This window comes from Coleofasciculaceae cyanobacterium (genome assembly GCA_036703275.1).
GTDB lineage: Bacteria > Cyanobacteriota > Cyanobacteriia > Cyanobacteriales > Xenococcaceae > Waterburya.
Window position 1 is genome coordinate 1 of sequence record DATNPK010000101.1, and the last position, 22,651, is coordinate 22,651.

Below are 22,651 nucleotides of genomic sequence, written 5' to 3' on the forward strand. Positions count from 1 at the left end.
TAGTATTAGCGATGCTGCTTGGGGCGAAATGTTTCGTCAGCTTGAATATAAATGTGAATGGTACGGACGCACATTGGTTAAAATTGACCGATTTTTCCCCAGTAGTAAGCGATGCAGCCATTGCGGTTTCGTAATGGATAAATTGCCTCTTGATGTTCGTACCTGGGATTGCACTAGCTGCAACACCCAAGGTATTGACAGAGATATCAATGCAGGATCGAATATACTCGCGGCAGGGCTTGCCGTGATTGTCTGCGGATCGGACATAAGACCTGATAGACATAGTTCTAAAGGGCAGTTGAGCAAAACCCGTAAGGGAAGGAAACAGAAACCTAAGTCGTGAGTCTTAGGAATCCCCCGCTATAATCTCTGATTTAGCGGTTGGGAGGATGTCAAAAGAGCAATTTAAACCTATGAGTGCATCGACTGAAACCAGACCACTAATAAAGCAGCCAGAACGCCTCGAAGCTCGTCTACAGGAGATTCCCCCCGAAGCTGGGGTGTATTTCATGCGGAATAGTAGCGGGGACATTTTATATATCGGCAAGTCCAAAAAACTGCGATCGCGAGTCCGTTCTTATTTTCGCACAGCACAAAAACTGAGCGATCGCATTGCCATGATGGTACGTCAGGTAACGGAGATTGAATTTATTGTCACCGACACCGAAGCAGAGGCTTTGGCGTTAGAAGCCAACTTAGTTAAGAAACATCAGCCTTACTATAATGTCTTGCTTAAGGATGATAAAAAATATCCTTATGTTTGCATCACTTGGTCAGAAGATTACCCTCGTATTTTTATTACCCGCAAACGTCGGGCAACAAATCAGCGCGATCGCTATTATGGCCCCTATGTAGATACCCGTCTGCTGCGGTACACTCTACATACAATTAAGCGGGTTTTTCCTCTGCGTCAGCGTCCCAAACCTTTATTTAAAGATCGTCCTTGTCTCAACTATGACATGGGAAGATGTCCAGGAGTATGTCAATCAATGATTACTCCCGAAGAATACAAAAAGATCGTCCAGAAAGTAGCGATGGTATTCCAAGGAAGAAGTGATGAATTGGTAGATACATTAAAAGCTCAGATGGACAAAGCAGTAGAAAGATTAGACTTTGAAAAAGCTGCTCAATATCGCGATCGGCTCAAAGCATTATCTAATCTCAATGCCGAGCAAAAAGTATCCTTACCTGATGATACTGTCTCCCGCGATGCGATCGCGCTAGCTGCGGACGAAAAACACTGTTGTATTCAACTATTTCAAATACGTGCGGGTAAATTAGTCGGACGATTGGGCTTTTTTGCCGATGCTAAATCTGGCACGCCTGGGGCAATTTTACAGCGGGTATTAGAAGAACACTACGCTACGGTGGAGGCGGTAGAAATCCCGACCGAAATTTTGGTACAGCACGAATTACCAGAAGGAGAAATTTTAACTGAATGGTTGGGCGATCAAAAAGGTCGAAAAATTAGCTTAATCAATCCTCAGAGGCAGGTTAAAGCTGAACTGATTGAAATGGTGGAACGCAACGCCAATTATGAATTAGAACGTACTCAGCGAGTAAGCGATCGCAATACTCTGGCTTTACAGGATTTAGCGACAATTCTCGATTTACCTGAACTGCCTAAACGCATCGAAGGGTATGATATTTCGCATATACAAGGTTCAAACGCCGTAGCTTCTCAGGTAGTTTTTATTGATGGTGTCCCTGCCAAACAATATTACCGTCATTACAAAATTAAAAATCCTGATGTTAAAATTGGTCGTTCTGATGACTTTGCTTCTCTGGCAGAGGTAATTAGCCGTCGCTTTCGCAAGTATAAACGTGAAGCAGAACCAGATATTCCCTGGGATAATTTTAAACATCAAGAAGGCGAAGCAGATTTTCCCAATCTATTAATGATTGATGGTGGTAAAGGACAATTATCTGCGGTGGTTAAAATACTGCAAGAGATGAATTTACTAGATGTAGTTAAGGTAGTTAGTTTAGCTAAAAAAAGAGAAGAAATCTTTTTACCAGGAGAATCAATTCCTTTAGATACCGACTCTGAACAACCAGGGGTACAGCTACTGAGAAGAGTGCGAGATGAGTCTCACCGCTTTGCCGTTAGTTTCCATCGTCAACAGCGACTAAAAAGCAGCAGGCGATCGCGTTTAGCCGAAATTCCTGGCTTGGGTTTCCATCGCCAAAAGCAACTTCTGGCTCATTTTCACTCGATTGACTATATCCGCGAGGCAAGCGTAGATAAGCTAACTGAAGCCCCTGGTATTGGTCGAGGTTTGGCACAGGAAATTTATAATTATTTCCATCCCAGCTAAATTAATTAAGGCGTTGCTAATTTAGGTAATGATGTACAAAATACGACTATTTTTAGTAATCACAGACTTGGTAGTACCACGTCTAGGCTAAAATGCTGGGTTGATTCCCCCAAGCTTGGGGGCTAGGGGGCCCAAACTAATTTTCAATACCCAACCTACTAGCTTTAACTTGTCACAGTTGGCTATTAACCGTTGGCTTTTGCATAAATTTTGTTTTGTATACTTGGTGCAGCAATCATTAAAATTCTCTGCATCAACCGAGGAAAAATACGCTGACCCCAAACAGCTAAATAACTCTGCCAGCCTACTAAAATCTCCCCTGAGTTTTTGTATAGCCCTGAAACTAATGCCTGAGCCACTTTTTCGGGAGTCATCGGCATTACCCAGCGAAACAACTTAAGCTCACGCGCCATATCAGTATCCGTTAATGTTGGTAGCAATGCCACAACTTTAATATTGTGATCGGCTAATTCGCTTCGTAGGGCTTGAGTAAAACCAATAATAGCAAACTTGGTTGCCGAATAAGTAGACATGGTAGGGGCTGCAACTTTACCCATCAAGCTAGAAACGTTAACGATCGTGCCTTCTTGGCGATTTGCCATACGTTTTGCCATCAGACGGGTAATGGTCATCATACCGATTAAGTTAAGCGAAATTTCTTCTTCAACTTTTGGTAGCCGAGTTTCGAGGAAGGGTGCTTGATGAGCGACTCCGGCACAGTTTATTAATATATGAATTGGTCGATGAGTACGCCATGCCTGAGCGATCGCAATATCGATTGAAGCTGATTGGGTGAGATCTAAAGATAAAGTAGTTACTTTAACTCCCATAGTGGTAATTTCTGTTGCGACTTCAGATAGCCTTTGTCGATCCCTAGCTACTAATAGTAAATGTTGAATACCTTGTCGGGCTAGTTCTAAAGCGATCGCTTTTCCAATACCGCGAGAAGCACCAGTAATTAAAGCTGTTTTTCCTTTGATATTCATAAATTAAAACCTCACTATGCTGGTGAATTATGGCAATTAACTTAAGCAATTATCTATTCGATTATTTTAGGAGATAGAGTTGATGCTTAATCGTATTTTGTATTTACTAGATTTATTTACAAATACTATTTTATTTAGCCACATCCGTAATTAATGCTACTTTAATCGCCTTATCTATAGTTTTACTTCTCCTTATGAACAAGGTTGGCAAATATATTGCTTGAAAATATATGCTCAAAATATAATCAAGTTAACGATCTATAGTTGCCAATAATCTATTTTCTTTGTTAAACTTGGCAAAAATTTTAACACATAAGTATTTGCTGAATATTTGGCTAAATGTTTTGCATAACACATTATAATTTTTAGGTATTTTTCTAACTTTGCATACCTTAACAAAAAAAGATAAAGGTTGGAGCTAGTTTTAGTATCAAAGATGGCAATTGCTAAATTTTATTCACTAAAGTTTTTGATAAAACAGGCAAAATATAGCTTTGAGACTTTAGTAAAAATAAATTAATATTTAGTTATATAAAAGATAATTTTTACTAATATTTGGATGGCGAGTAAGTCTAGTTTTTTATTCCCTAAGAGGATATTGAAACTAACGCACTTAATTAATTGAGAATGTCTGCAATTCTCTTGTGCCTATTGCCGACGTGCTTGATGCCTCAAATTTTTTAAGCTATTTTGTCATTACGTAAATCCCCGACGTAGTTGTTATCTGCCGAAAAACAACTTGCCGTTCTAATTGGGAATAATTATAAAATCAAAGAAAAGCAATACTTAAATTTTTAGCAACTACCGATAAATGTCTCATTCTCAAGATATAACTACCCTCGCCCGTTGGATGGCATCAGACTTTAGTAATCAAGCGCAAGCCTATGCTAATCCACCTTTTTTTGCTCATATACGTGTTTGTATGCGTCCTTTACCCAATGATTTGCTTGACGGCATCAGCTTGTTTCTGGAACAGGCTTACGATTTTATGCTCGATCAACCCTATCGTTTGCGGATTATTAAATTAAGTGTGGTAGACGATCGCATCGAATTAGAAAACTATAAAGTAAGAGAACAAGAAAAGTTTTATGGTGCATCTCGTAACCTAGACCTATTAAGCACTCTCACTCCTGATTTAGTTGAAAAAATGGAGGGTTGCGACATGAATGTAACCTGGACAGGCAGCAGTTTTCAAGGACAAATCAAGCCTGGCAAAGCCTGTATTGTAGAACGCCAGGGCAAAATAACTTATTTGGATAATAGCTTTGAAGTTACCGATCGCCAACTAACTAGCTACGATCGTGGACGCGATCCCGAAACAGATGAACTAATTTGGGGATCGATCGCTGGGCCATTTGAATTTTTCTCGAATCAGAGTTTTGCCGAGGAAGTAATTCCCTCGCTCGATAGAAGCACGATCTAAGATCTATTCATATAGGCTGGTAAACTAGACTTTAAACTGCATTTAATTAAGGAAGATGCACCTTGCCCGAACTACCAGAAGTAGAAACAGTCCGACGTGGATTAAATAATTTAACTACTAAACAACCAATCCAGAAGGTTGAAGTTTTACTAGCTAGGACAGTGGCTTATCCCTCTTGTTTAGAGGAATTTGAGCAGGCTATTACTGGAGTTGCGATCGCCCAATGGTACAGACGGGGTAAATATCTTCTTGCCCAGTTAGAATGCGATCGATCTGCTGGCTGGTTGGGGGTGCATCTGCGCATGACAGGACAACTTCTCTGGCTACCACAAGATTGTCCGCTACAAAAACATACCCGCATCCGTCTGCTGTTTGCTAATAATCAAGAATTGCGCTTTGTCGATGCTCGTACCTTCGGCAAATTTTGGTATGTCCCTGCCGAAAAAGAAATTCAATCAATTATTACTGGGTTGCAAAAATTAGGACCTGAACCTTTTGCTGCTGATTTTTCAGTAAAATATTTGGTTAATCAGTTAAGTAATCGTCGCCGCCATATTAAGACAATGCTGCTGGATCAAAGTATCGTGGCGGGTATTGGCAATATATATGCTGACGAAGCTTTATTTAAAAGCGGTATTCTGCCTGATACGGTAGCAGCCGATCTAACACAGATGCAGATTAAGCGATTACACCAAGCAATTATTGATGTCCTACAAATTTCCCTAGAAAAAGGTGGTACAACCTTTAGTGATTTTCTCGATTTGTTGGGCGTTAGTGGCAATTATGGTGCGACAGCCTCGGTTTATGGCAGAAAAGGCGAACCCTGTCGTGTCTGTGATACGCTCATTGAAAAGACAAAATTAGGCGGGCGATCATCTCATTTCTGCCCTAGTTGTCAAAGTTAAGGTCAACGTTACACCGCCACGGGCCTATCCGCGCATGATTATGCGACGCGAAGGACGCGACGTAAGGAGCTAATCCTTTAGGGCTAGTCCTAAAGGATACCGCTCCGAGACCGAAGGGCGGAGTGCGGTTTATCCGTGAATCCGTGATTGGCATATCCTTTAGGGCGAAGCTTATCATGCACGGACTAGCTGAGTCCTAAAGGACTTGCTTCGGCAAATGCTTTAGGACAGCCCCTTGTAAAACGACGGTCCTAAAGGACGACGCGAAGGACGCGCCTCCAGGCGCTAATCCTTTAGGGCTAGTGTGACCGAAGGGAATCCTTTAGGGCTTTAGCATACCGCTCCGAGACCGAAGGGCGGAGTGCGGTTTATCCGTGAATCCTTTAGGGCATATGCGTGCGTTGACCGCGGAAGGCGGTCACAAATTTGTTCCCTAGCTTTACTCCCAATCAAAGTTTTTGGATGAGTATGACTAGTTGATTGAAAGATTGAGTGATACTCATCGACTGTACCGAAATTCGCTCGGCAATGCTTGCCACTTCCTGTACAGAATCTTTAGCAAATATTGAACTTTGCGTCTGATTTTCTACCGACTGAGAAATATTTTCAATCAGGCTATTCATCTTATTATTCAAAGCAACAACTCGCTCTAGCTTTTGACGGACTATTTGAAATTCTTCCACGCCACTAATTAGCTGTTGTGTTCCTGAGTCTATAGCCATTGCCTTTTCTCTAGCTTCTATCTGTATATTGGCAAATAAAGGTTCGACTTGAGCAGAAGCTTCAAACAACTGCTGCATCAAAGAAAAAATGGTATCAGATAAATCCATAACCGAGTTTTGACTGTTTGCTTCAATCTGACTACGATTTACTACTCTAGTTATGCTCATAGATTGTTGAACAATTTGCTTACTCAAATCTTTGATGACGTTAATTGTTTCAGCCAGCTTTTGGGAAGAATGACTCAGATTATCAAATCCAACCGCAACATTTTGAACGGTGCGTTGAATATTGGCAATGCTATTGACAGCAAAATCTAAACTTTCCTGAGTATCTTTTAGTGCTAAATTGTTTTGCTGCTCTTGAAACTTAAGCTGTTGCGCATTTAAAGCTATGCCATTAAATGAATCAGCTACCTTTTGAATTTGATGTAAAACATTAATTGTAGTCTCAGACTGACGCATCGCTTCCTGAGAAAGAGTTTGATAAGCATCTCCGTTATCGGCCAATATTTCAACTACCTGATGTTTGAGGGTTTCTGTTTGCTGATATTGCTGATAGGATACCTGATTACTCGTCTTATTAGACTGGTTTAATTGCTCTAGCAGTTTAGCGTTATCTAGAGCAAAACCTACCTGAGCAGCAATTTGGGCTACCCAACGAATTTCTGGCTGTTGCCAATCACGTGTAGCTGAACACTGATGAGCAACTAGTAAACCAAACAGTTTACCTTCATTAATAATTGGCGTAACCAAATTGGCTTTAACCTCTAGCTTTTCTAGCTGCTCGATATAGCATCTAGTCATTCCTGCTTCATAGATATTGTTCCAAGCGCGAACTCTACCGTTGCGATATTTGTCGCGATAAGTAGGTTCAAAGCAGGGATCGTCTATTTTTTTACCCAAAGCTCTTGTCCATCCAGGGGCAACAGATTCAGCAATTACCGTGCCATAGCGAAGATTCTGGTTGAGGCTATACACAACCACGCGATCGCAGTCTATTACTCTACGTACTTCCCGAACGCTATTTTGCAGAATATCTTCTGTTTTGAGAGAGGTACGAATATGTTGGATGGCATCGGTAAAATATGTCGTCCACTTACTTTCGTCTTCTACCTGCTGGCTAAGTCGTTTGGCATCGGCTAACAGTTCAGCATTATCAAGGGCAAAACCCACCTGAGTCGAAATTTGAGTTACCCAGCGAATTTCTGGATGCTGCCATTGTCGAAAGTCAGAACACTGGTGTGCTACTAATAAACCAAACAATTTACCTTCACTAACTATTGGCGTAACCAAATTGGCTTTAACCTGTAGCTTTTCTAGCTGCTCGATATAACAGCTAGTCATTCCTGCTTCATAAATATTGCTCCACGCGCGAACTCTACCGTTGCGATATTTGTCTCGATAAGTAGGTTCAAAACAAGGATCGTCTATTTCCTTATTCAAAGCTCTTGTCCAGCCAGGGGCAACAGATTCAGCAATTACCGTGCCATAGCGAAGATTCTGGTTAAGACTGTAAACTACAACGCGATCGCAATTTAAAACCCGCCGTACTTCTTCAACACTAACTTCGAGAATGTCTTCTCGCTGTAAAGATTCTCGAATATAGCGAGTAGCGTCAGTAAAATACTTGGTTAGTTTGGCTTCGTTTTCCAGTTCATTTTGGAGTTGTTTGGCATCAGCTAGTAGCTTGGCATTATCTAAAGCAAAGCCTACCTGAGTGGCAATTTGGGCTACCCAACGAATTTCTGGCTGCTGCCATTGTCGAAAGTCAGAACACTGATGTGCAATTAGTAAACCAAATAATTTGCCTTCACTGATGATTGGCGCAACCAAATTGGCTTTAACCTCCAGCTCTTCTAGCTGCTCGATATAGCATCTAGTCACTCCTGCTTCATAAATATTGCTCCAGGCGCCAACTCTACCGTTGAGATATTTATCGCGATAAGTAGGTTCAAAACAAGGATCGTCTATTTCCTTATTTAAAGCTCTTGTCCAGCCAGGGGCAACAGATTCGGCGATTACCGTGCCATAGCGAAAATTCTGGTTGAGACTGTAAACTACAACGCGATCGCAATTTAAAACCCGCCGTACTTCTTTAACACTGGCTTTTAAGATATCTTCTTGGTTGAGTGAAATACGAATATACTGAATCGCATCGGTAAAATGCTCGTTCCACTGGCTTTCGTTGCTAGCCAATAGTTCTTGCTGTTTTGACTCTGTTTGTGCCAATACTTTGGTGTATTCCAGCAAAATACCTACTTGTGTCGCAATTTCAGTTACACAGTCAATTTCTTGTTCTTGCCAACTGCGAGCTTCAGAACACTGGTGGGCAATTAGTAAACCAAATAATTTGTCTTCACTAACAATTGGTGCAACTAAGTTAGCTTTGACTTCTAATTCTTCCAACTGTTCGAGGTAACAGGGAGTCACTTTTGCCTGATGAATATCATCCAAAACCCGAACTCTACCATGACGATATTCGTCGATATATCTAACTGCCAAACAAGGATCGTCAAACATTTTTCCCTGAGCTTTAGACCATTGCGCACCAACCGATTCAGCTATTACTATCCCGTAATTATTTTCGTCTAGACTATAAACCACCACGCGATCGCAATTGAGTAAATGCCTTACTTCTTTAACTGTGGTATTAAGAATATTTTCCTGCCCTAATTCATTGGCTATCTTCTCATTAACCTCGGCAAACGAACTATTTATATTCTCTTGAACCTTGGTTTTTTGTTCTATAGGATCTATAGGCTTGATAATTCCAATCTCATTGCCGTTCTCATTACCGTTTTTCATTCGATCCATGGTTAGAGAATTCCCTTTTTGTTGACCAACGGTCCGTGCCGTCTCCGTCGTTTTATATGCGGAGCGGTATGCTAAAGCACTAGCTTCGCGTCGTCCTTTAGGACGGCGGAGTAATCTGTGACTTTCTGTTACCTGATTTGTTGAGTTGAGTTTTGACTTTTGGGTTTTAACAATATTGGAAAGCGCAAAACCTGTGATGTTGGCTTTCTCTGTCAGAAAACTAACTGCTTTAGGATGCCAAGGTTGAAGTTTAGAGCATTGATGAGCTACCAGAAAAGCTAATAGTTTATTACCGACGGAAATTGGTGCGATCGCCAGACCTTTAATCTTTAGCTCTTTTAGATCTTCTAATTGATTTTGACCGACATCTACGGTGTAAATATCATCTACAGCTACAGCCTGACCATAGCAGTACATTTCTAAATAATCATCTTCTAAAAAAGGATCGATAATCGTTCGTCCTAAAATAGAAGCATGTACAGAGTCAACAGATTCAGCGATCACCTCTGCTTTTGGTAGTTCACTAGCATCATAGATAATGACGCGATCGCACTTTAAAGTTTTTCTAGTTGTTTCAACAGTAATGTGAAAAAGTTCTTCAAGATTCTGATAACTGTTTAGTTTTAAATCGCTAGATTGAGTCATTGATCGTGGTATAAGCTAGACAACTTCCGAAAATCTAAAAATTGGAGAAAATTGTGAGCAAAAAATTTATCTAAGAAGATTTATAAAATTCTCGGTCGTAAGAATCAGATTCTGAAAATTATTTTTCCGTAAAACTACTTAAACGTTTATTAGCTACAGCTTAATATACATTGATGTAATAACTCCAAAATTTATTTGTCTACCAGTAATTTATCTAACCGCGGACGTGTCGGTGTAGCATTGACTTGATAATTTTTTGCTTAGTTTTGAGTTTGAGTTAGCATTGCCACGTAATATGAATAGATAACAAACACGTTACTGAGTTTAAAATCGATTTAATAGAGAATCTGCCAATTACTGTTTATTCTCTTCCTCCTAGTACTGGAGATCTAGTTGATCTTTTTAGGATGAAGATTCTTCAAAATCAACAGTTCGAGTCAAATGTAAAATTTGTACCGACGACAACTTTAGCTCTGCGTCAATTAGCCAATCATCCTGGGGGAATTTACTATGATTCCACGGAGGCAATTATTGCCCAGTGTTTAATTAAACTATTGCCTCTGGGTGTGGAAAGAGATGATTTAGTTACTCCTTATCAACAGCCTGTAATACCTGCTTCTGAATGTCCCAAACGGCGCAATCAATCAAACTTTAAAGCCCTGGGTACTGCTCAATATCTCCTGACTCATTATCTGTATGTGGTATTTCTCCAAAATGAAAATCAAAATGATCGTTCACAAATTGGTTAAGCATACGCTAATTTCTTGCTTACACCTCAAGGTCAAAAGCTAATAACCAAAACGGGCTTTGTTCCTCTTGATTAACCTGAGTTGGCGATCGCCAAAAGAGCAGATAGTCAGCTAAAAGTAACTACTAAAATAGATGCCATGAACGCTAGTCAATTTACTCCTCAGCTTACCGAAGACGGCTCGTATACTTTTTTCTCGTTAGAATTTCAGGAAACATTTCATTCATCCTTCGGTGCTAAACAGGAAGCGGAGGTAAGATACATTGAGCCATGCCTGATTAAGCAGCTAGCGGTTCAACAATCTACTGTTCGTATTTTAGATGTCTGTTATGGCTTAGGTTACAATAGTGCCGCTGCTTTGTCAGCGATTTGGTCAGTTAATCCTCAATGTCGAGTAGAGTTAATTGCTTTAGAAATAGCTGCGGATGTTCCTCGCCAAGCAGTGAAGCATAATCTTTTAGCGCAATGGGAATGGTCTATTGCCGAGATGTTAGCCGAATTATCAAATAAATCTATAGTTACCAGAAAGTTCTTTAAAGCCAGATTAATATTAGGTGATGCAAGGCAAACCATTCAAAAAGTAGTTAAAGAAGGCTGGCGAGCTAATGCGATCTTTCTCGATCCTTTTTCACCACCCAAATGCCCGCAATTGTGGACTGTAGAATTTATTGATTTATTAGCTCAATGTCTTACACCCACAGGAAGACTCGCGACTTACTCTTGTTCGGCAGCAGTTCGTACCGCATTGTTTAACGCAGGGTTAAATCTCGGCTCTATTAGGGGTGCTGGTCGTAAGTCTCCAGGTACGCTTGCTGCTTTTGAGTATAAAAATTTACCTATGTTATCTATTAAAGAGCAGGAACACTTGCAAACCCATGCGGCAATTCCTTATCGCGATCGCAGTTTGCAAGCTAAACCAGAACAAATTATTTATAATCGGCAACAAGAACAGCAAAAGAGTCAGATGGAGTCTACTTCTCAGTGGCGAAAACGCTGGTTGAGGTCAAATATTTAGCTCGTACTTGACCGTAAATTTGATTAAACATGGTTTTGAAACTCTTGTTGAATAGCTGAAATTCAGCTAGGACTAAGTATTATGACCGATCTCAAACAAAAAATGAACCTTCATAATATGTATTAGTGACAAGTTAAAGAAACTCTATACTAATTTTGTCGTTTTAATTAAAGATCCAGTTAGGCTGGTATCGACAGCTAAAAAATTTGAGAACTACTACTCCAACCTTTATGGTTTTGAGTTGAGCTAGAATCAATTATTAGCTATTCAGCATAAAAATTTTCATTCTTCGAGAAAATAATGAAAGAAGTTGGCGAATTTTCTTTGGCTACTAAGATAGGTTCTTCAGTGAGCAATAACTCTAATTTGACGACTGCTAAAATTTTGATTGTTGATGAAAATCCTTTAAGTCGGATGACAGCGTTCGATCTTCTGACATTAGACGGTTACGAAGTAATGGAAGCAGAGGCGATAACTTCGATTTTTGACAACATCACACAACAACAGCCAGATCTGATTTTGCTTGACGCGATGATGCGACAGATAGACAGCTACACCCTATGTCGCCAATTAAAGGAAAATTACCGTACTGCAAATATTCCCGTAGTTTTAACCACTCTTGCCGATAGCAGAGAAGCTCGAATTAAAGCGATGGAAGCTGGGGGTAGTGATGTATTAGTCAAGCCGCTTAACCGTATTGAACTATCTACGAGGGTCAAGTCTTTAATCAGCCAAAAACGCATTAATGATGGACTAAACCAAATGGAACAGGTATTGTTTACTATTGCCAAAGCGGTAGACAATCGCTCGGTCACTAAAGGTGGTAGTGTTCGTGTTGCTTCTTTGGTTAAATCTTTCGGAAATTATCTGGGATTAAGTGCTAAAGAGATCGACGATCTGGCTTTTGCTGCACATCTACACGACATTGGGACAATCGCTATCCCTGATGCAGTCATGCTCAAAACCGAAACATTGACTGTTGAAGAAAGAGAGTTAATTGGACAGCACGTTTTGTTAAGTGAGGAAATTTGTCAGCCACTACGCAACCGTAGCGGGGTTTTACCGATTGTTCGCCATCATCATGAACGGTGGGATGGTACAGGCTATCCCGATGGTTTATCTGGTACAGAAATTCCTTACTTGGCTCAAATATTTCAGGTGATTGATATTTATGATGCTTTGACCAGCGATCGCCCTCATAAAAAAGCTTATAATCCCACTGAGGCATTACAAATTATGATTGAGGAAGCCCAAAAAGGCTGGCGCAATCCTGAGCTGATTGAGCAGTTTACCATCTTTATTCATTCTCAAGAACAGTAAATATAGGTCTATTTTGGTATTCTTGGTCACAAAACTTGGTTCAAAAAGCTATTTAATAGCCGATAATAATAAGCGGGGATGACGAGCAAATAAATAACTATCCATAAGCTATGGCTAAAACTAAGCGTAAGACCTTTTTACTAGATTTTGAAAAGCCTCTTTGCGAGCTGGAGTCTAGAATTGAGCAAATCAAAAACCTAGCAGAAGAAAATCAAGTTGATGTCTCTAGCGAAATAACGCAGCTAGAAGTTAGGGCGGGACAGTTGAGGCAAGAAATATTCAGTACTCTTACTCCAGCTCAAAGACTACAGCTAGCTCGTCATCCTCGCCGTCCTAGTACCCTAGATTATATTCAAGCAATTAGCGATGAATGGCTAGAGCTGCATGGCGATCGCGGAGGCTATGATGACCCGGCACTGGTTGGAGGTGTTGCGCGCATTAATGGTCGTCCCGTGGTGGTGGTAGGACATCAAAAAGGCAGAGATACTAAGGATAATGTAGCACGCAATTTTGGGATGGCTTTCCCGAGCGGCTATCGCAAAGCTTTAAGATTAATGCAGCACGCCAATAAGTTTGGTATGCCTATTTTGAGCTTTATCGATACTCCTGGCGCTTGGTCTGGGGTTGAGGCAGAAAAGCTTGGTCAAGGAGAGGCGATCGCCTATAATTTGCGACAGATGTTTGGTTTTGATGTGCCGATTATCTGCACGGTAATCGGTGAAGGTGGTTCAGGCGGAGCATTAGGCATTGGTGTCGCCGATCGTCTATTGATGTTGGAACATTCTGTCTATACGGTGGCTAGTCCTGAAGCCTGTGCAGCAATTCTTTGGAAGGATGCCAAAAAATCTGACCGTGCAGCCGCAGCTTTAAAGATTACTTCCTGGGATTTAAAAGACCTAGGTTTGATCGATCAGATTATTCCTGAACCCAACAGTGGCGCACACGCCAATCCTGTCGAAGCAGCAGCCAAACTAAAAGAAGTTATTTGGCAAAATTTAGAGCAATTATGGCAGATGACACCTCAACAAAGACAAGACCTACGTTATGATAAGTTTCGCAATATGGGTCGTTTCGAGACTGTTGCTAATTAGGTAGCTTTGGCTGACTACATTAGCTAAAAGCCTGTAAGACTATAGCTGGGATCGCTTAACTATCACCTCAAAAGCAGATGTAGATTTGGGAATGCTATAATGCTAAAGCAACATTTTGTTACATTAATTTTAATGTAACATTGTGGAAAATGTACTAGCTTGCTTTGACTCTATCGACAGTCTGGCATTAAACAAATAGTAATAAATGACAATCAATCTAGTCAAATAAACACTTGTAGTCCTTTATAGTGAACATCCTCAGTAGCAAAAGTATTTAGCAATCCGAAACTACTGGCGAGCGAGCAAACAATCTTTAATCAAGCAATTTTTTAAACTGTTTTCTCGATTATTACTGCAATAGTGCAATTTTATATTTATTGAGTTTGGCAAATCAGAAAATAAACCTAAGATGAATCCACCCTCAAATCAACTACGAGCAATAGTGACAGGTGCAAGTAGTGGTATTGGAAAAGCAACTGCTCTAGCTTTTGCTAAATCGGGAATTGAGGTTGCTTTAGTCAGCCGTTCTCAAGATAAGCTCAAAGCGGTAGCTGAAGAGATACAGCTAAAAACCCAAGTCAAAGCAGGAATTTATCCGATAGACTTAGCGGTGGTCAACCAAGTTACTCAGCAAATTACTGCAATATGTAGTTCATTTGGTCCTATTGATATTTTAGTCAATAATGCGGGAATGGGTTACACCAATTCTTTAGGTAAAACAACTTTAGCAGATTGGCAAAAAATACTTGAGCTTAATCTAACTAGCGTTTTTCAGTGTATCCAAGGAGTTTTACCTCAGATGCGCGATCGCTCTTCAGGAACTATTATTAACGTTGCTTCTATTGCAGCATTTAATGCTTTTCCTCAATGGGGTGCTTATAGCGTTAGTAAAGCAGGTTTGGTTGCGTTGGGCAAAGTTTTGTCAGTTGAAGAGAGAGGAAATGGAATTCGTACCGTGACTATTTCTCCTGGTTCGGTAAATACCCCAATTTGGGACACAAATACCGTACAAGCAGATTTTGACCGCTCAGCAATGTTGACCCCCGAAATTGTTGCCCAATCGATACTCCATACAGCTTTGCTCCCCCATCAGGCGGTAGTAGAAGAGATGATCGTTATGCCTAGTGGAGGGGCATCATAGATAACGATGATTACTAAATTTAATAGCAAGAGAACAGAGTTTTACTCATATTAATAAATTATGACAATAGTTTCTTCTAGCGGTTCTAATCGTTCTGAATCTTTAGATAATGGTTCTAATCCCCTAAAATCTAGTTTGTTCGACCAAGTTGCCAGTAGACCAGATCGTAATACCCATAATGGACAAGCTGCTCAAATCAAAGCAACTTCTGAAGCTGCTCAACAAAAAATGATGGAAGCAGTCTACACCATGCTTGAGTCGGTAGGCGAAGATCCAGAGCGAGAAGGATTACTGAAGACTCCTAAAAGAGTTGCCGAGGCGATGCAGTATCTTACTAGTGGCTACAATCAGTCTTTGGAAGATCTGGTTAACGGAGCAATCTTTGACGAAGGACATAACGAAATGGTGTTGGTAAGAGACATTAATTTCTTTAGTTTGTGTGAACATCATATGTTGCCTTTTATGGGTAGAGCGCACGTAGCCTATATTCCCAATCAAAAAGTTGTCGGCTTGAGCAAACTAGCTCGTATTGTCGAGATGTATGCTCGTCGTTTGCAGGTTCAAGAGCGACTCACCCGACAAATTGCTGAAGCAGTGCAGCAGGTATTAGAGCCTCAAGGAGTTGCGGTGGTTATGGAAGCATCTCATATGTGTATGTCGATGCGCGGAGTACAGAAACCTGGTTCTTGGACAGTCACTAGCGCGATGATTGGCGTGTTTCAAGATGAGCAGAAGACTCGCGAAGAATTTCTTAACTTGATTCGCCATCAACCCAGTTTTGTATAGTAGACGATATTAGAGGTTGTACTAGGAAATAAGCTTATTTTTGCTTCCAGTATTGGATTGTATTAGAACTTAATTCTTATAGAGGTGAGTAATGCTTACCTCTATAAGAATTAACCGATACAAATAAGTAGCTAGGCAAAATTAAATATAAAACGTCAAGAGTGATAATTGCTTTGACTAATATTTTTCGTTTATATTTATTGTCTAAATTTCTGCCTAAAAAACTCGATAAACAACCTGATCTTTGTATTCAAGTGACGATTCAAAGGATAGACAAGACACAGAGAAATTGCTGGTGGCTGATAGTCGGGTAAAACGATCGCCAGTGTTTGTTGCTCTAACTCTTGTTTGATAATAAAGGTAGGTAATAAAGCAATACCCAAACCTTGTACCGCTGCATCTTTTAATACTTCGCCGTTATTTGAACAAAGCACTCCTGTTACTGTTACCCGATACTCTCGATCTTGATTAAACAGTTGCCATTGGTTTCCTGTAACTATCTGTCCGTAATGCAGACACGAATGTTGACTTAGTTCAGTAGGATGGTTGGGAACACTGTATTTTTCCAGATAATGAGGAGCGGCGCAAAGAACTCGGGAAACAGGTGCGATCGCCTGACAAACTAAGCTAGGGGATGTTTCTGGCTGAGAGATTCTAATAGTTAAATCGTAGCCTTCAGCGATGGGATCGATCAAGCGATCGTCTAAGGTTAGCTGCATCTGTAATTCTGGGTATTGAACCATAAATTCAGCGATCGCCTTGCCTAAATATAAAGTACCAAAAGACATAGGTGCGTTTATTTTCAGCGTTCCTTTTGGTTTGGTTTGTAGCTCGGATACGGCAACTTCTGCTGCTTCGAGTTCTGCCAAAATATTGACGCATCGTTCATAAAAAGCTAGTCCTGTAGGCGTGGGATTAACCTGACGAGTACTACGCTGTAATAGCTGTACGTTCAATTCATTTTCTAAATTGATCACTAGTTTATTAACTGTCGATCGCGATACGCCTATTTTTCTCGCCGCCACCGCAAATCCTCCTGACTGCACTACTTGAGTAAAGGCTTGCATACTAGCAAATTTATCCATAGATTGTAGAAATAATAGAGACAATGTGTCTATTAAATACCATATTGTCTTTTATTTAAATGTAATTCATAATAAATATATAAAAATAAAGGCAGAAGAGGTAAAACCAAATGATTACTGTTCGTCATAAAGATGAAAGAGGCATCGCTAACTTCGGGTGGCTAGACAGCAGACATACCTTTTCTTTTGGCAACTATTTCGATCCACAACAGATGGGTTTTGCCAGTCTCAGGGTGATTAACGAAGATAAAATAATCCCTGCTAAAGGTTTTGGCACTCATGGACATCGAGACATGGAGATTATTTCCTATGTTCTTTCAGGGGAATTAGAACATCGCGACAGTATGGGTAATGGCTCAGTAATTCGTCCAGGGGATATACAACGGATGTCCGCAGGTACAGGGGTAAGACATAGCGAGTTTAATGCTTCTGATACTAATCCCGTTCATTTGTTACAGATTTGGATTATGCCAGAGCAAAATGAACTGCAACCAAGTTATGAAGAAAAGAACTTTGACCAAGAGCAAAGACAGGGCAAGTTAAGATTAGTCGGCTCGCGGGATGGGCGAGACAACTCAGTAACAATTCATCAAGACGTGAATCTTTATCTTGCTTCACTAAACCAAAGCGATCGCATAACCCATCAAATCAACGCTAATCGTGCTGTATGGCTACAGGTTACCAAAGGTGAGGTCAAACTCAACGATCGCTTACTACAGGCTGGCGATGGTGCTGCAATAATCAATGAAGCCGAAATAGCGATCGCTGGAAATAGCTCAGATAGTGAAATCTTGCTGTTCGATCTGGCAAAGTAGCAACTGACAAGGGATAGTTAGTAATTAAACTTGTCTTTTTGTCTCTTCTCCGTTTTACAAAAAGAGAATACGTCTCTAGTGTCCTTACTGTGGGCGAAACCTGTGTTCGCCCTTTATAAGCCCTGTGGCGGAGTAATATCTGACTCTTGTGGAGTAGATTGTTTATAATTAGAAACAATTTCCTGTATTTGAGGATTGTTTAAAAACTTACGGGTATCTTCAATTAGCTGTTCTCCCCAAAGATTATCTTGCAGAAATTGAATATCAGCATAACGACTATCAATTTCTAGAGCAGCTTTACCTAATTCAATCGCTTTATCAACTTCACCTTCCCTAAATAGGGCTACCGCCAAAGCTAACTGAGGCTCTGCCTGTTTACCATCTACCTCAATTACCGACTCCCACTTGGCGATCGCTGCCTGGCGATCGCCCTGCTCATATTCTACTAACCCCACGTTGTTTAGTGCCGGCCAAAAAGTTGCTTCTTGAGCAAAAGCTGCTTCATAAGAGTCAATCGCATCATCAAACTGAGCTAGCTTGAGGTAAGTATTGCCTAAATCAAATAGTGCTTCAGGAGAATTATTTTCTATTTCTAGTCCAGCTTCTAACTTTTCTCGCGCTGCTTCATAGTCGCCTTTCTGAAAATAGGCGTTGCCCAAAGAAAACAAAATACCTTGTTGTTCTGGAGCCAGGCTTTCTGCTTTTTCTAAGACTTTTATTCCTTGGTCTATTTTTTCTTGCTGAATGTATAGACTTCCTAAGATGAACCAAACATCGTAATTACCTGGAGCTAGTTGAGTTGCCAGTTCTGCTCTGGGTAATGCCAAATCATACTGCTGGAAACGAATCAACTGCACTGCATCTTGAAGCAACTGCAATCCTTGCAATTCTAATTTTTCTGAATCTAGCTTAGGTACGTAAGGCAGCACAGCTTGTCCCCTGACTGGCAGAGATAAACTAGAAATGCCAGCACAAGCTATTAAAGAAATTAACCAGTTACGTTTAGACACAGCACCGTCTCAATTTTAATTATCAATACTCACAAGTTACTTCATTGTCTTACTGAACGGCAAATTTTATTAATATTATTCACGTAAACAGCACCCTGCCAACTAAACAAACGGCTTGTCAGAAAGCCTGCCTGGGCAAGAAAATGCTAGATGAATTTTATGAAGCTTTATTTTCCTGAGTTTAAAATATTTTCCGTCAATTCTGGTCTTACTGCTATTTGGCTACTGTATACTTTCCTTACCCCTGTAACCTGCAAAGCAATATTTTCCATTCGTCTTAAAAGAGTGGCATTAGAAATAGTCCCAGTCAGAATTATGGCATCATCTTCTTGTGCCACATAAACAGTAGAAACATCTCTTAGTGCTGAATCTTGCTCGAATGCTTTGGTTACTCGTTGAGCAATACCACTAAGACTAAACTCTCCATGCAAGCCTACTCTCTCTGTAGGAATCACGCTGCGCTGAAGATTATTGGTTTTGTTATTAAGTTCAAACAGATAAAGTCCCAATATTGACAAGGATATTAACCACACCAATGAAATTAGCCAGATGTATCTATTTTGATTTGAAAGATTTCTTTTGATTTTGGGTAATTCTGACTGGCTGCTATCTAAACTTCGACGAAGTTTAGCAATTTCATCTTGCTGTTGACGACAAGCAAGCTGAAGATTAGAAATAGCTTTTTGAGGTTTGACAGTAATTGGAGTAATAGTTGTGCTTTGTTGACGAGAAGAGGCTGGACTTTTAAGCTTGCTTATAACTACTCCTGAATCGGTATAAATTAAAAGTTTTTCTAATAATCCTGGGGCAATTTGCGTATAACCTCTATAAATGTTGCGAATAGCTACCGCTAGATCTTGAGTCTCAACATTTTTTAATAAATAACCTTTAGCTCCCATTGCCAAAGACTTAATAATATATTCATTACTATCACAAGAAGTGTGAATCAAAACCTTAGTCTCAGTAAATCTATTGGTTATTTGTTTGGTAGCACTAGCTCCATCTAAACCAGGCATCTCCATATTCATAATTACAATGTCTGGATGAAGAAGTTCTACTTGCTCAATTGCAGCAATTCCATTGTTGGCAGTTCCTACTATTTCTATATCTGCTTCAGATTTAAGAGAAATTTTTAAACTTTCTCTCACCATTTTTTGATCGTCAACTAGTAAAACACGAATCATATTAAAAATTAATTAAAAAGCGACAAAAGAACTCCACTAGAAACCAGGAACTTGCTAAGTGCTTTTCGGTACTAGTATTTATTTACATATGATTACCTATAGAGCTTTATAATGTAAATTTATTTTACCGAATCTTTACGCTTTAATTAAGCCACAGCAACTTAGAGCTGGAATAATTTGCTTCCATTTGCTTTGGATTATTGAAGATAAATTTTCCAAAACTACTGTGTGTTTAGAATTTATCAAACTAAATTTTATAGTCAATTATCCAGAACTAGACATTTTTAGCTGTAGGAAAAGAAACGGGTCAAACCAACTATATTAATAGGTTTAATTGCACTTTATGCCTAAAGGTCGATCGCTCGCTCGATCGCCAAAACTATTTCATTTTGTTAGTGACTCCATAAGACTAGACCATGACTGTATTCTTAATTTAGCGAGTTTTATATTTTTAAATATTTCTGGCTAATAAATAGCTGAATAATTATATGCCTAGAATTTATTGGACTCAACTTCATACCAAATTACATAAAACTTTACGTCAGCGATCGCTTTTACCTTCAGGAGAAAAAGTTTTAATTGCCGTGTCTGGTGGACAAGATTCTTTATGTCTGGGAAAGTTGTTATTAGATTTACGCTCGAAGTGGAATTGGCAATTAGCGATCGCTCATTGCGCTCATCAATGGTCTACAGATACAGGCATCGCTGAAAGAGTGGCTGAGGTGGCTCAAAACTGGCAGCTGCCTTTTTATCTTCAAATTGCTGGGGTTTTACCAGAAACCGAAGCAGCAGCACGTCAATGGCGTTATCAAGCTCTAAGCACAATTGCTAGAGAAAAAGATTTTAAATATATTGTTACTGGACATACCAAAAGCGATCGCGCCGAAACTTTGCTCTATAATCTGATCCGTGGTGCGGGGGGAGATGGATTAGCCGCCTTAAGTTGGCAACGCTCTTTGACCGAGGAAGTTACTTTAGTCCGACCAATTTTAGGGATATACCGTCGAGAAACCCTAGAATTTTGCCATCAGTTCGCTCTGCCGATCTGGTTTGATGTAGTTAATCAGAATAATCAATATGCTCGTAATCGGATTCGTGGCGAGTTAATTCCTTATCTTCAGGAGCATTTTAATCCTAAAGTGGAAAGCTCTCTGGCGCAAACCGCAGAGTTGTTACGCGCAGATATGGAGTATTTGGAAACCACCGCTCAGGATTTACTACAGCAGGCACGAGCAACCAATAGCGATCGACTAAATCGAGATTGTCTAAAAAATGCACCTTTAGCTATACAACGCCGAGCAATTCGGCAGTTTTTACCTTTGGTAATCAACAGACAACCAAATTTTGCTCAAATTGAAGCAGTGATTAAATTAATTTCTGCACCTAACAAAAGCCGTAGCTCTACTTTACCAGGAGGTGCGATCGCCGAAGTATCAGGAAAGTGGATTATCTTTGCTCGGTGCGATCGCCATAATTAAGTAGGGACGTTCCATAGAACGTCCCTACTTCTGACTTCTGACTTCTGTCTTCTGACTCTAGTATTAGTCGTCCATTTGCCAAGGTTGGGTGATATTACCTTCATCCAAGATTTTTTTAGGACGTAAAATTAAAACTAACTGACCAACAATTGGTAATTCGGGTTCGGTTTCAAACCAGCGTAATTCTAACTTTTGCTCTATTTCTACAATTAAGTAGCTATTAACATCCCAATCTTTATTTGCTCGGTCTAAAATGACCAAAACTTCTTCTACCTTGCCACCGAGATACTTGGGCAGAAGATTGCTGGGACACAAATAACCTACTGGATCTTGAGCTTTGAGAACTACCTGCCAACCAGGAATAGGAACATAAATACCTTTATTGACTGAGATTTGGCCAAAAGGCTGCTGAATTTCGACTCGATTTACTGCTGCTATGTCTTGGTTATTTAAAGGATATGAGCCAGCCAAAGGAACAATACGGGGTAGCTCTTCTTCTAATTCCAAACGATACAGAGGCAGCAATGGTTCAGTGGCACTTTTGATTACGCTAAAGTCACTTAATAACTTTTCGATCGCTTCCCTGGCAGTAGCTGAATGAGCAAATTTTAATCCTTGAGCAATTAAACGCGATCGCTGTTGCAGATCTTTTTGACTTTTAGCTCGTTTCCAAGACAAATAGGCTACCCAATCTCCAGGATGATTGGTAAAGGCTTCTGGTAACTGAGACATTCGCGAGACATCTTTAATCGCCTTCGCCACTAAATGCGCTCCATCTACGTCAATTCGCTTGTCGTAAGCAAGCAAGCTGGCATCTACTCGCTGCTTTTGGTTCAGTACACGGAATTCATATAGTACGTCGCTGCGGGGCCCTTTAAAATAAGCTAAGACTTCAGGTTTAACATCTGCCTGAACCAAATTCTCAAAAACTTGAGACGCTACAATTACCAAATTCTGTTGACTATTTTGAAATCCTGTGTCTTCAAAAATCCTTTGAGTACTGTATCCTGCTTTTTGTAACTTTTGACAAATTTGTCCCCACTCTACCCAACTGTTTTCTTTGTGCAGTAGCGAGCGCATTAATTTCTGCGCTTGATCTTCTGAGATTTCTACCCGACTATCCTGTGGCATATTATTCATCTCTTCCTTCTTATTTCTCCTTGCA

General features: G+C 40.2%; 18 protein-coding genes. 12 read left to right on the plus strand and 6 right to left on the minus strand.

Annotated features, from left to right (window positions below):
* Nucleotides 1-28 precede the first annotated feature (28 nt).
* Together V6C71_22050 and uvrC are read left to right on the plus strand one after the other, a co-directional pair.
* Nucleotides 29-343 carry a zinc ribbon domain-containing protein gene (locus V6C71_22050; GenBank protein HEY9771141.1) on the plus strand — a complete coding sequence of 105 codons (315 nt, stop codon included), beginning with the start codon at nt 29-31 and terminating at the stop codon, nt 341-343.
* Between the two features lie 70 nt (nt 344-413).
* A complete protein-coding gene (gene uvrC, locus V6C71_22055; GenBank protein ID HEY9771142.1) occupies nt 414-2,318 on the plus strand; it encodes an excinuclease ABC subunit UvrC in 1,905 nt (634 codons plus the stop codon).
* 185 nt (nt 2,319-2,503) lie between these two features.
* Here the strand turns inward: uvrC and V6C71_22060 are convergent, their stop codons facing one another.
* Nucleotides 2,504-3,304, minus strand: coding sequence for an SDR family NAD(P)-dependent oxidoreductase (locus V6C71_22060; GenBank protein HEY9771143.1), 801 nt, complete (start codon nt 3,302-3,304; stop codon nt 2,504-2,506).
* 811 nt (nt 3,305-4,115) lie between these two features.
* On the opposite strand from V6C71_22060, the gene V6C71_22065 reads away from it, so the two are divergent.
* Both V6C71_22065 and V6C71_22070 read left to right on the plus strand, forming a co-directional pair.
* Nucleotides 4,116-4,727 carry a chromophore lyase CpcT/CpeT gene (locus V6C71_22065; GenBank protein ID HEY9771144.1) on the plus strand — a complete coding sequence of 204 codons (612 nt, stop codon included), beginning with the start codon at nt 4,116-4,118 and terminating at the stop codon, nt 4,725-4,727.
* Nucleotides 4,728-4,789: 62 nt separating this feature from the next.
* The gene (locus V6C71_22070; protein ID HEY9771145.1) at nt 4,790-5,632 is read left to right on the plus strand and encodes a DNA-formamidopyrimidine glycosylase; all 843 of its coding nucleotides are present in this window, start codon (nt 4,790-4,792) and stop codon (nt 5,630-5,632) included.
* Nucleotides 5,633-6,081: 449 nt separating this feature from the next.
* On the opposite strand, the gene V6C71_22075 is transcribed toward V6C71_22070, so the two are convergent.
* Nucleotides 6,082-9,813: a GAF domain-containing protein gene (locus tag V6C71_22075; protein ID HEY9771146.1), complete on the minus strand. Its 3,732-nt coding sequence runs from the start codon at nt 9,811-9,813 to the stop codon at nt 6,082-6,084.
* Nucleotides 9,814-10,220: 407 nt separating this feature from the next.
* On the opposite strand from V6C71_22075, the gene V6C71_22080 reads away from it, so the two are divergent.
* From V6C71_22080 to folE, 6 genes are all read left to right on the plus strand, one after another.
* A complete protein-coding gene (locus V6C71_22080) occupies nt 10,221-10,562 on the plus strand; it encodes a hypothetical protein (protein HEY9771147.1) in 342 nt (113 codons plus the stop codon).
* 81 nt (nt 10,563-10,643) lie between these two features.
* Complete coding sequence (locus V6C71_22085) at nt 10,644-11,576, plus strand: MnmC family methyltransferase (protein HEY9771148.1); 933 nt, start codon at nt 10,644-10,646, stop codon at nt 11,574-11,576.
* 300 nt (nt 11,577-11,876) lie between these two features.
* Complete coding sequence (locus V6C71_22090) at nt 11,877-12,896, plus strand: HD domain-containing phosphohydrolase (protein HEY9771149.1); 1,020 nt, start codon at nt 11,877-11,879, stop codon at nt 12,894-12,896.
* 110 nt (nt 12,897-13,006) lie between these two features.
* Nucleotides 13,007-13,987 (plus strand): acetyl-CoA carboxylase carboxyl transferase subunit alpha, encoded by a 981-nt coding sequence (gene accA, locus V6C71_22095; protein HEY9771150.1) that lies wholly within the window; start codon nt 13,007-13,009, stop codon nt 13,985-13,987.
* A 409-nt stretch (nt 13,988-14,396) separates the two neighbouring features.
* Entirely contained in the window at nt 14,397-15,128 is a 732-nt protein-coding gene (locus V6C71_22100) for an SDR family oxidoreductase (protein ID HEY9771151.1), read from the plus strand.
* A gap of 60 nt (nt 15,129-15,188) precedes the next feature.
* Nucleotides 15,189-15,914, plus strand: coding sequence for a GTP cyclohydrolase I FolE (gene folE / locus V6C71_22105; protein ID HEY9771152.1), 726 nt, complete (start codon nt 15,189-15,191; stop codon nt 15,912-15,914).
* Nucleotides 15,915-16,111: 197 nt separating this feature from the next.
* Here the strand turns inward: folE and V6C71_22110 are convergent, their stop codons facing one another.
* The gene (locus tag V6C71_22110) at nt 16,112-16,999 is read right to left on the minus strand and encodes a LysR family transcriptional regulator (GenBank protein HEY9771153.1); all 888 of its coding nucleotides are present in this window, start codon (nt 16,997-16,999) and stop codon (nt 16,112-16,114) included.
* Between the two features lie 110 nt (nt 17,000-17,109).
* Between V6C71_22110 and V6C71_22115 the strand changes: the two genes are divergently transcribed.
* Nucleotides 17,110-17,814, plus strand: a complete 705-nt coding sequence (locus V6C71_22115; GenBank protein HEY9771154.1) for a pirin family protein — start codon at nt 17,110-17,112, stop codon at nt 17,812-17,814.
* 113 nt (nt 17,815-17,927) lie between these two features.
* Here the strand turns inward: V6C71_22115 and V6C71_22120 are convergent, their stop codons facing one another.
* The gene (locus V6C71_22120; GenBank protein HEY9771155.1) at nt 17,928-18,824 is read right to left on the minus strand and encodes a tetratricopeptide repeat protein; all 897 of its coding nucleotides are present in this window, start codon (nt 18,822-18,824) and stop codon (nt 17,928-17,930) included.
* Between the two features lie 167 nt (nt 18,825-18,991).
* Nucleotides 18,992-20,008: a response regulator gene (locus tag V6C71_22125; GenBank protein ID HEY9771156.1), complete on the minus strand. Its 1,017-nt coding sequence runs from the start codon at nt 20,006-20,008 to the stop codon at nt 18,992-18,994.
* Between the two features lie 488 nt (nt 20,009-20,496).
* Between V6C71_22125 and tilS the strand changes: the two genes are divergently transcribed.
* Nucleotides 20,497-21,486, plus strand: a complete 990-nt coding sequence (tilS, locus tag V6C71_22130) for a tRNA lysidine(34) synthetase TilS (GenBank protein ID HEY9771157.1) — start codon at nt 20,497-20,499, stop codon at nt 21,484-21,486.
* Between the two features lie 63 nt (nt 21,487-21,549).
* Here tilS and V6C71_22135 read toward each other — a convergent pair whose 3' ends face one another.
* Nucleotides 21,550-22,626, minus strand: a complete 1,077-nt coding sequence (locus V6C71_22135; GenBank protein ID HEY9771158.1) for a RuBisCO accumulation factor 1 — start codon at nt 22,624-22,626, stop codon at nt 21,550-21,552.
* Nucleotides 22,627-22,651 lie beyond the last annotated feature (25 nt).

Bases quoted from the DNA above. Each gene is read 5' to 3' on its own strand.
- V6C71_22050 (HEY9771141.1), top strand. From the start codon at position 29: ATGTTTCGTCAGCTTGAATATAAATGTGAATGGTACGGACGCACATTG.
- uvrC (HEY9771142.1), top strand. From the start codon at position 414: ATGAGTGCATCGACTGAAACCAGACCACTAATAAAGCAGCCAGAACGC.
- V6C71_22060 (HEY9771143.1), bottom strand. From the start codon at position 3,304: ATGAATATCAAAGGAAAAACAGCTTTAATTACTGGTGCTTCTCGCGGT.
- V6C71_22065 (HEY9771144.1), top strand. From the start codon at position 4,116: ATGTCTCATTCTCAAGATATAACTACCCTCGCCCGTTGGATGGCATCA.
- V6C71_22075 (HEY9771146.1), bottom strand. From the start codon at position 9,813: ATGACTCAATCTAGCGATTTAAAACTAAACAGTTATCAGAATCTTGAA.
- V6C71_22080 (HEY9771147.1), top strand. From the start codon at position 10,221: ATGAAGATTCTTCAAAATCAACAGTTCGAGTCAAATGTAAAATTTGTA.
- V6C71_22090 (HEY9771149.1), top strand. From the start codon at position 11,877: ATGAAAGAAGTTGGCGAATTTTCTTTGGCTACTAAGATAGGTTCTTCA.
- accA (HEY9771150.1), top strand. From the start codon at position 13,007: ATGGCTAAAACTAAGCGTAAGACCTTTTTACTAGATTTTGAAAAGCCT.
- V6C71_22100 (HEY9771151.1), top strand. From the start codon at position 14,397: ATGAATCCACCCTCAAATCAACTACGAGCAATAGTGACAGGTGCAAGT.
- folE (HEY9771152.1), top strand. From the start codon at position 15,189: ATGACAATAGTTTCTTCTAGCGGTTCTAATCGTTCTGAATCTTTAGAT.
- V6C71_22110 (HEY9771153.1), bottom strand. From the start codon at position 16,999: ATGGATAAATTTGCTAGTATGCAAGCCTTTACTCAAGTAGTGCAGTCA.
- V6C71_22115 (HEY9771154.1), top strand. From the start codon at position 17,110: ATGATTACTGTTCGTCATAAAGATGAAAGAGGCATCGCTAACTTCGGG.
- V6C71_22125 (HEY9771156.1), bottom strand. From the start codon at position 20,008: ATGATTCGTGTTTTACTAGTTGACGATCAAAAAATGGTGAGAGAAAGT.
- tilS (HEY9771157.1), top strand. From the start codon at position 20,497: ATGCCTAGAATTTATTGGACTCAACTTCATACCAAATTACATAAAACT.
- V6C71_22135 (HEY9771158.1), bottom strand. From the start codon at position 22,626: ATGAATAATATGCCACAGGATAGTCGGGTAGAAATCTCAGAAGATCAA.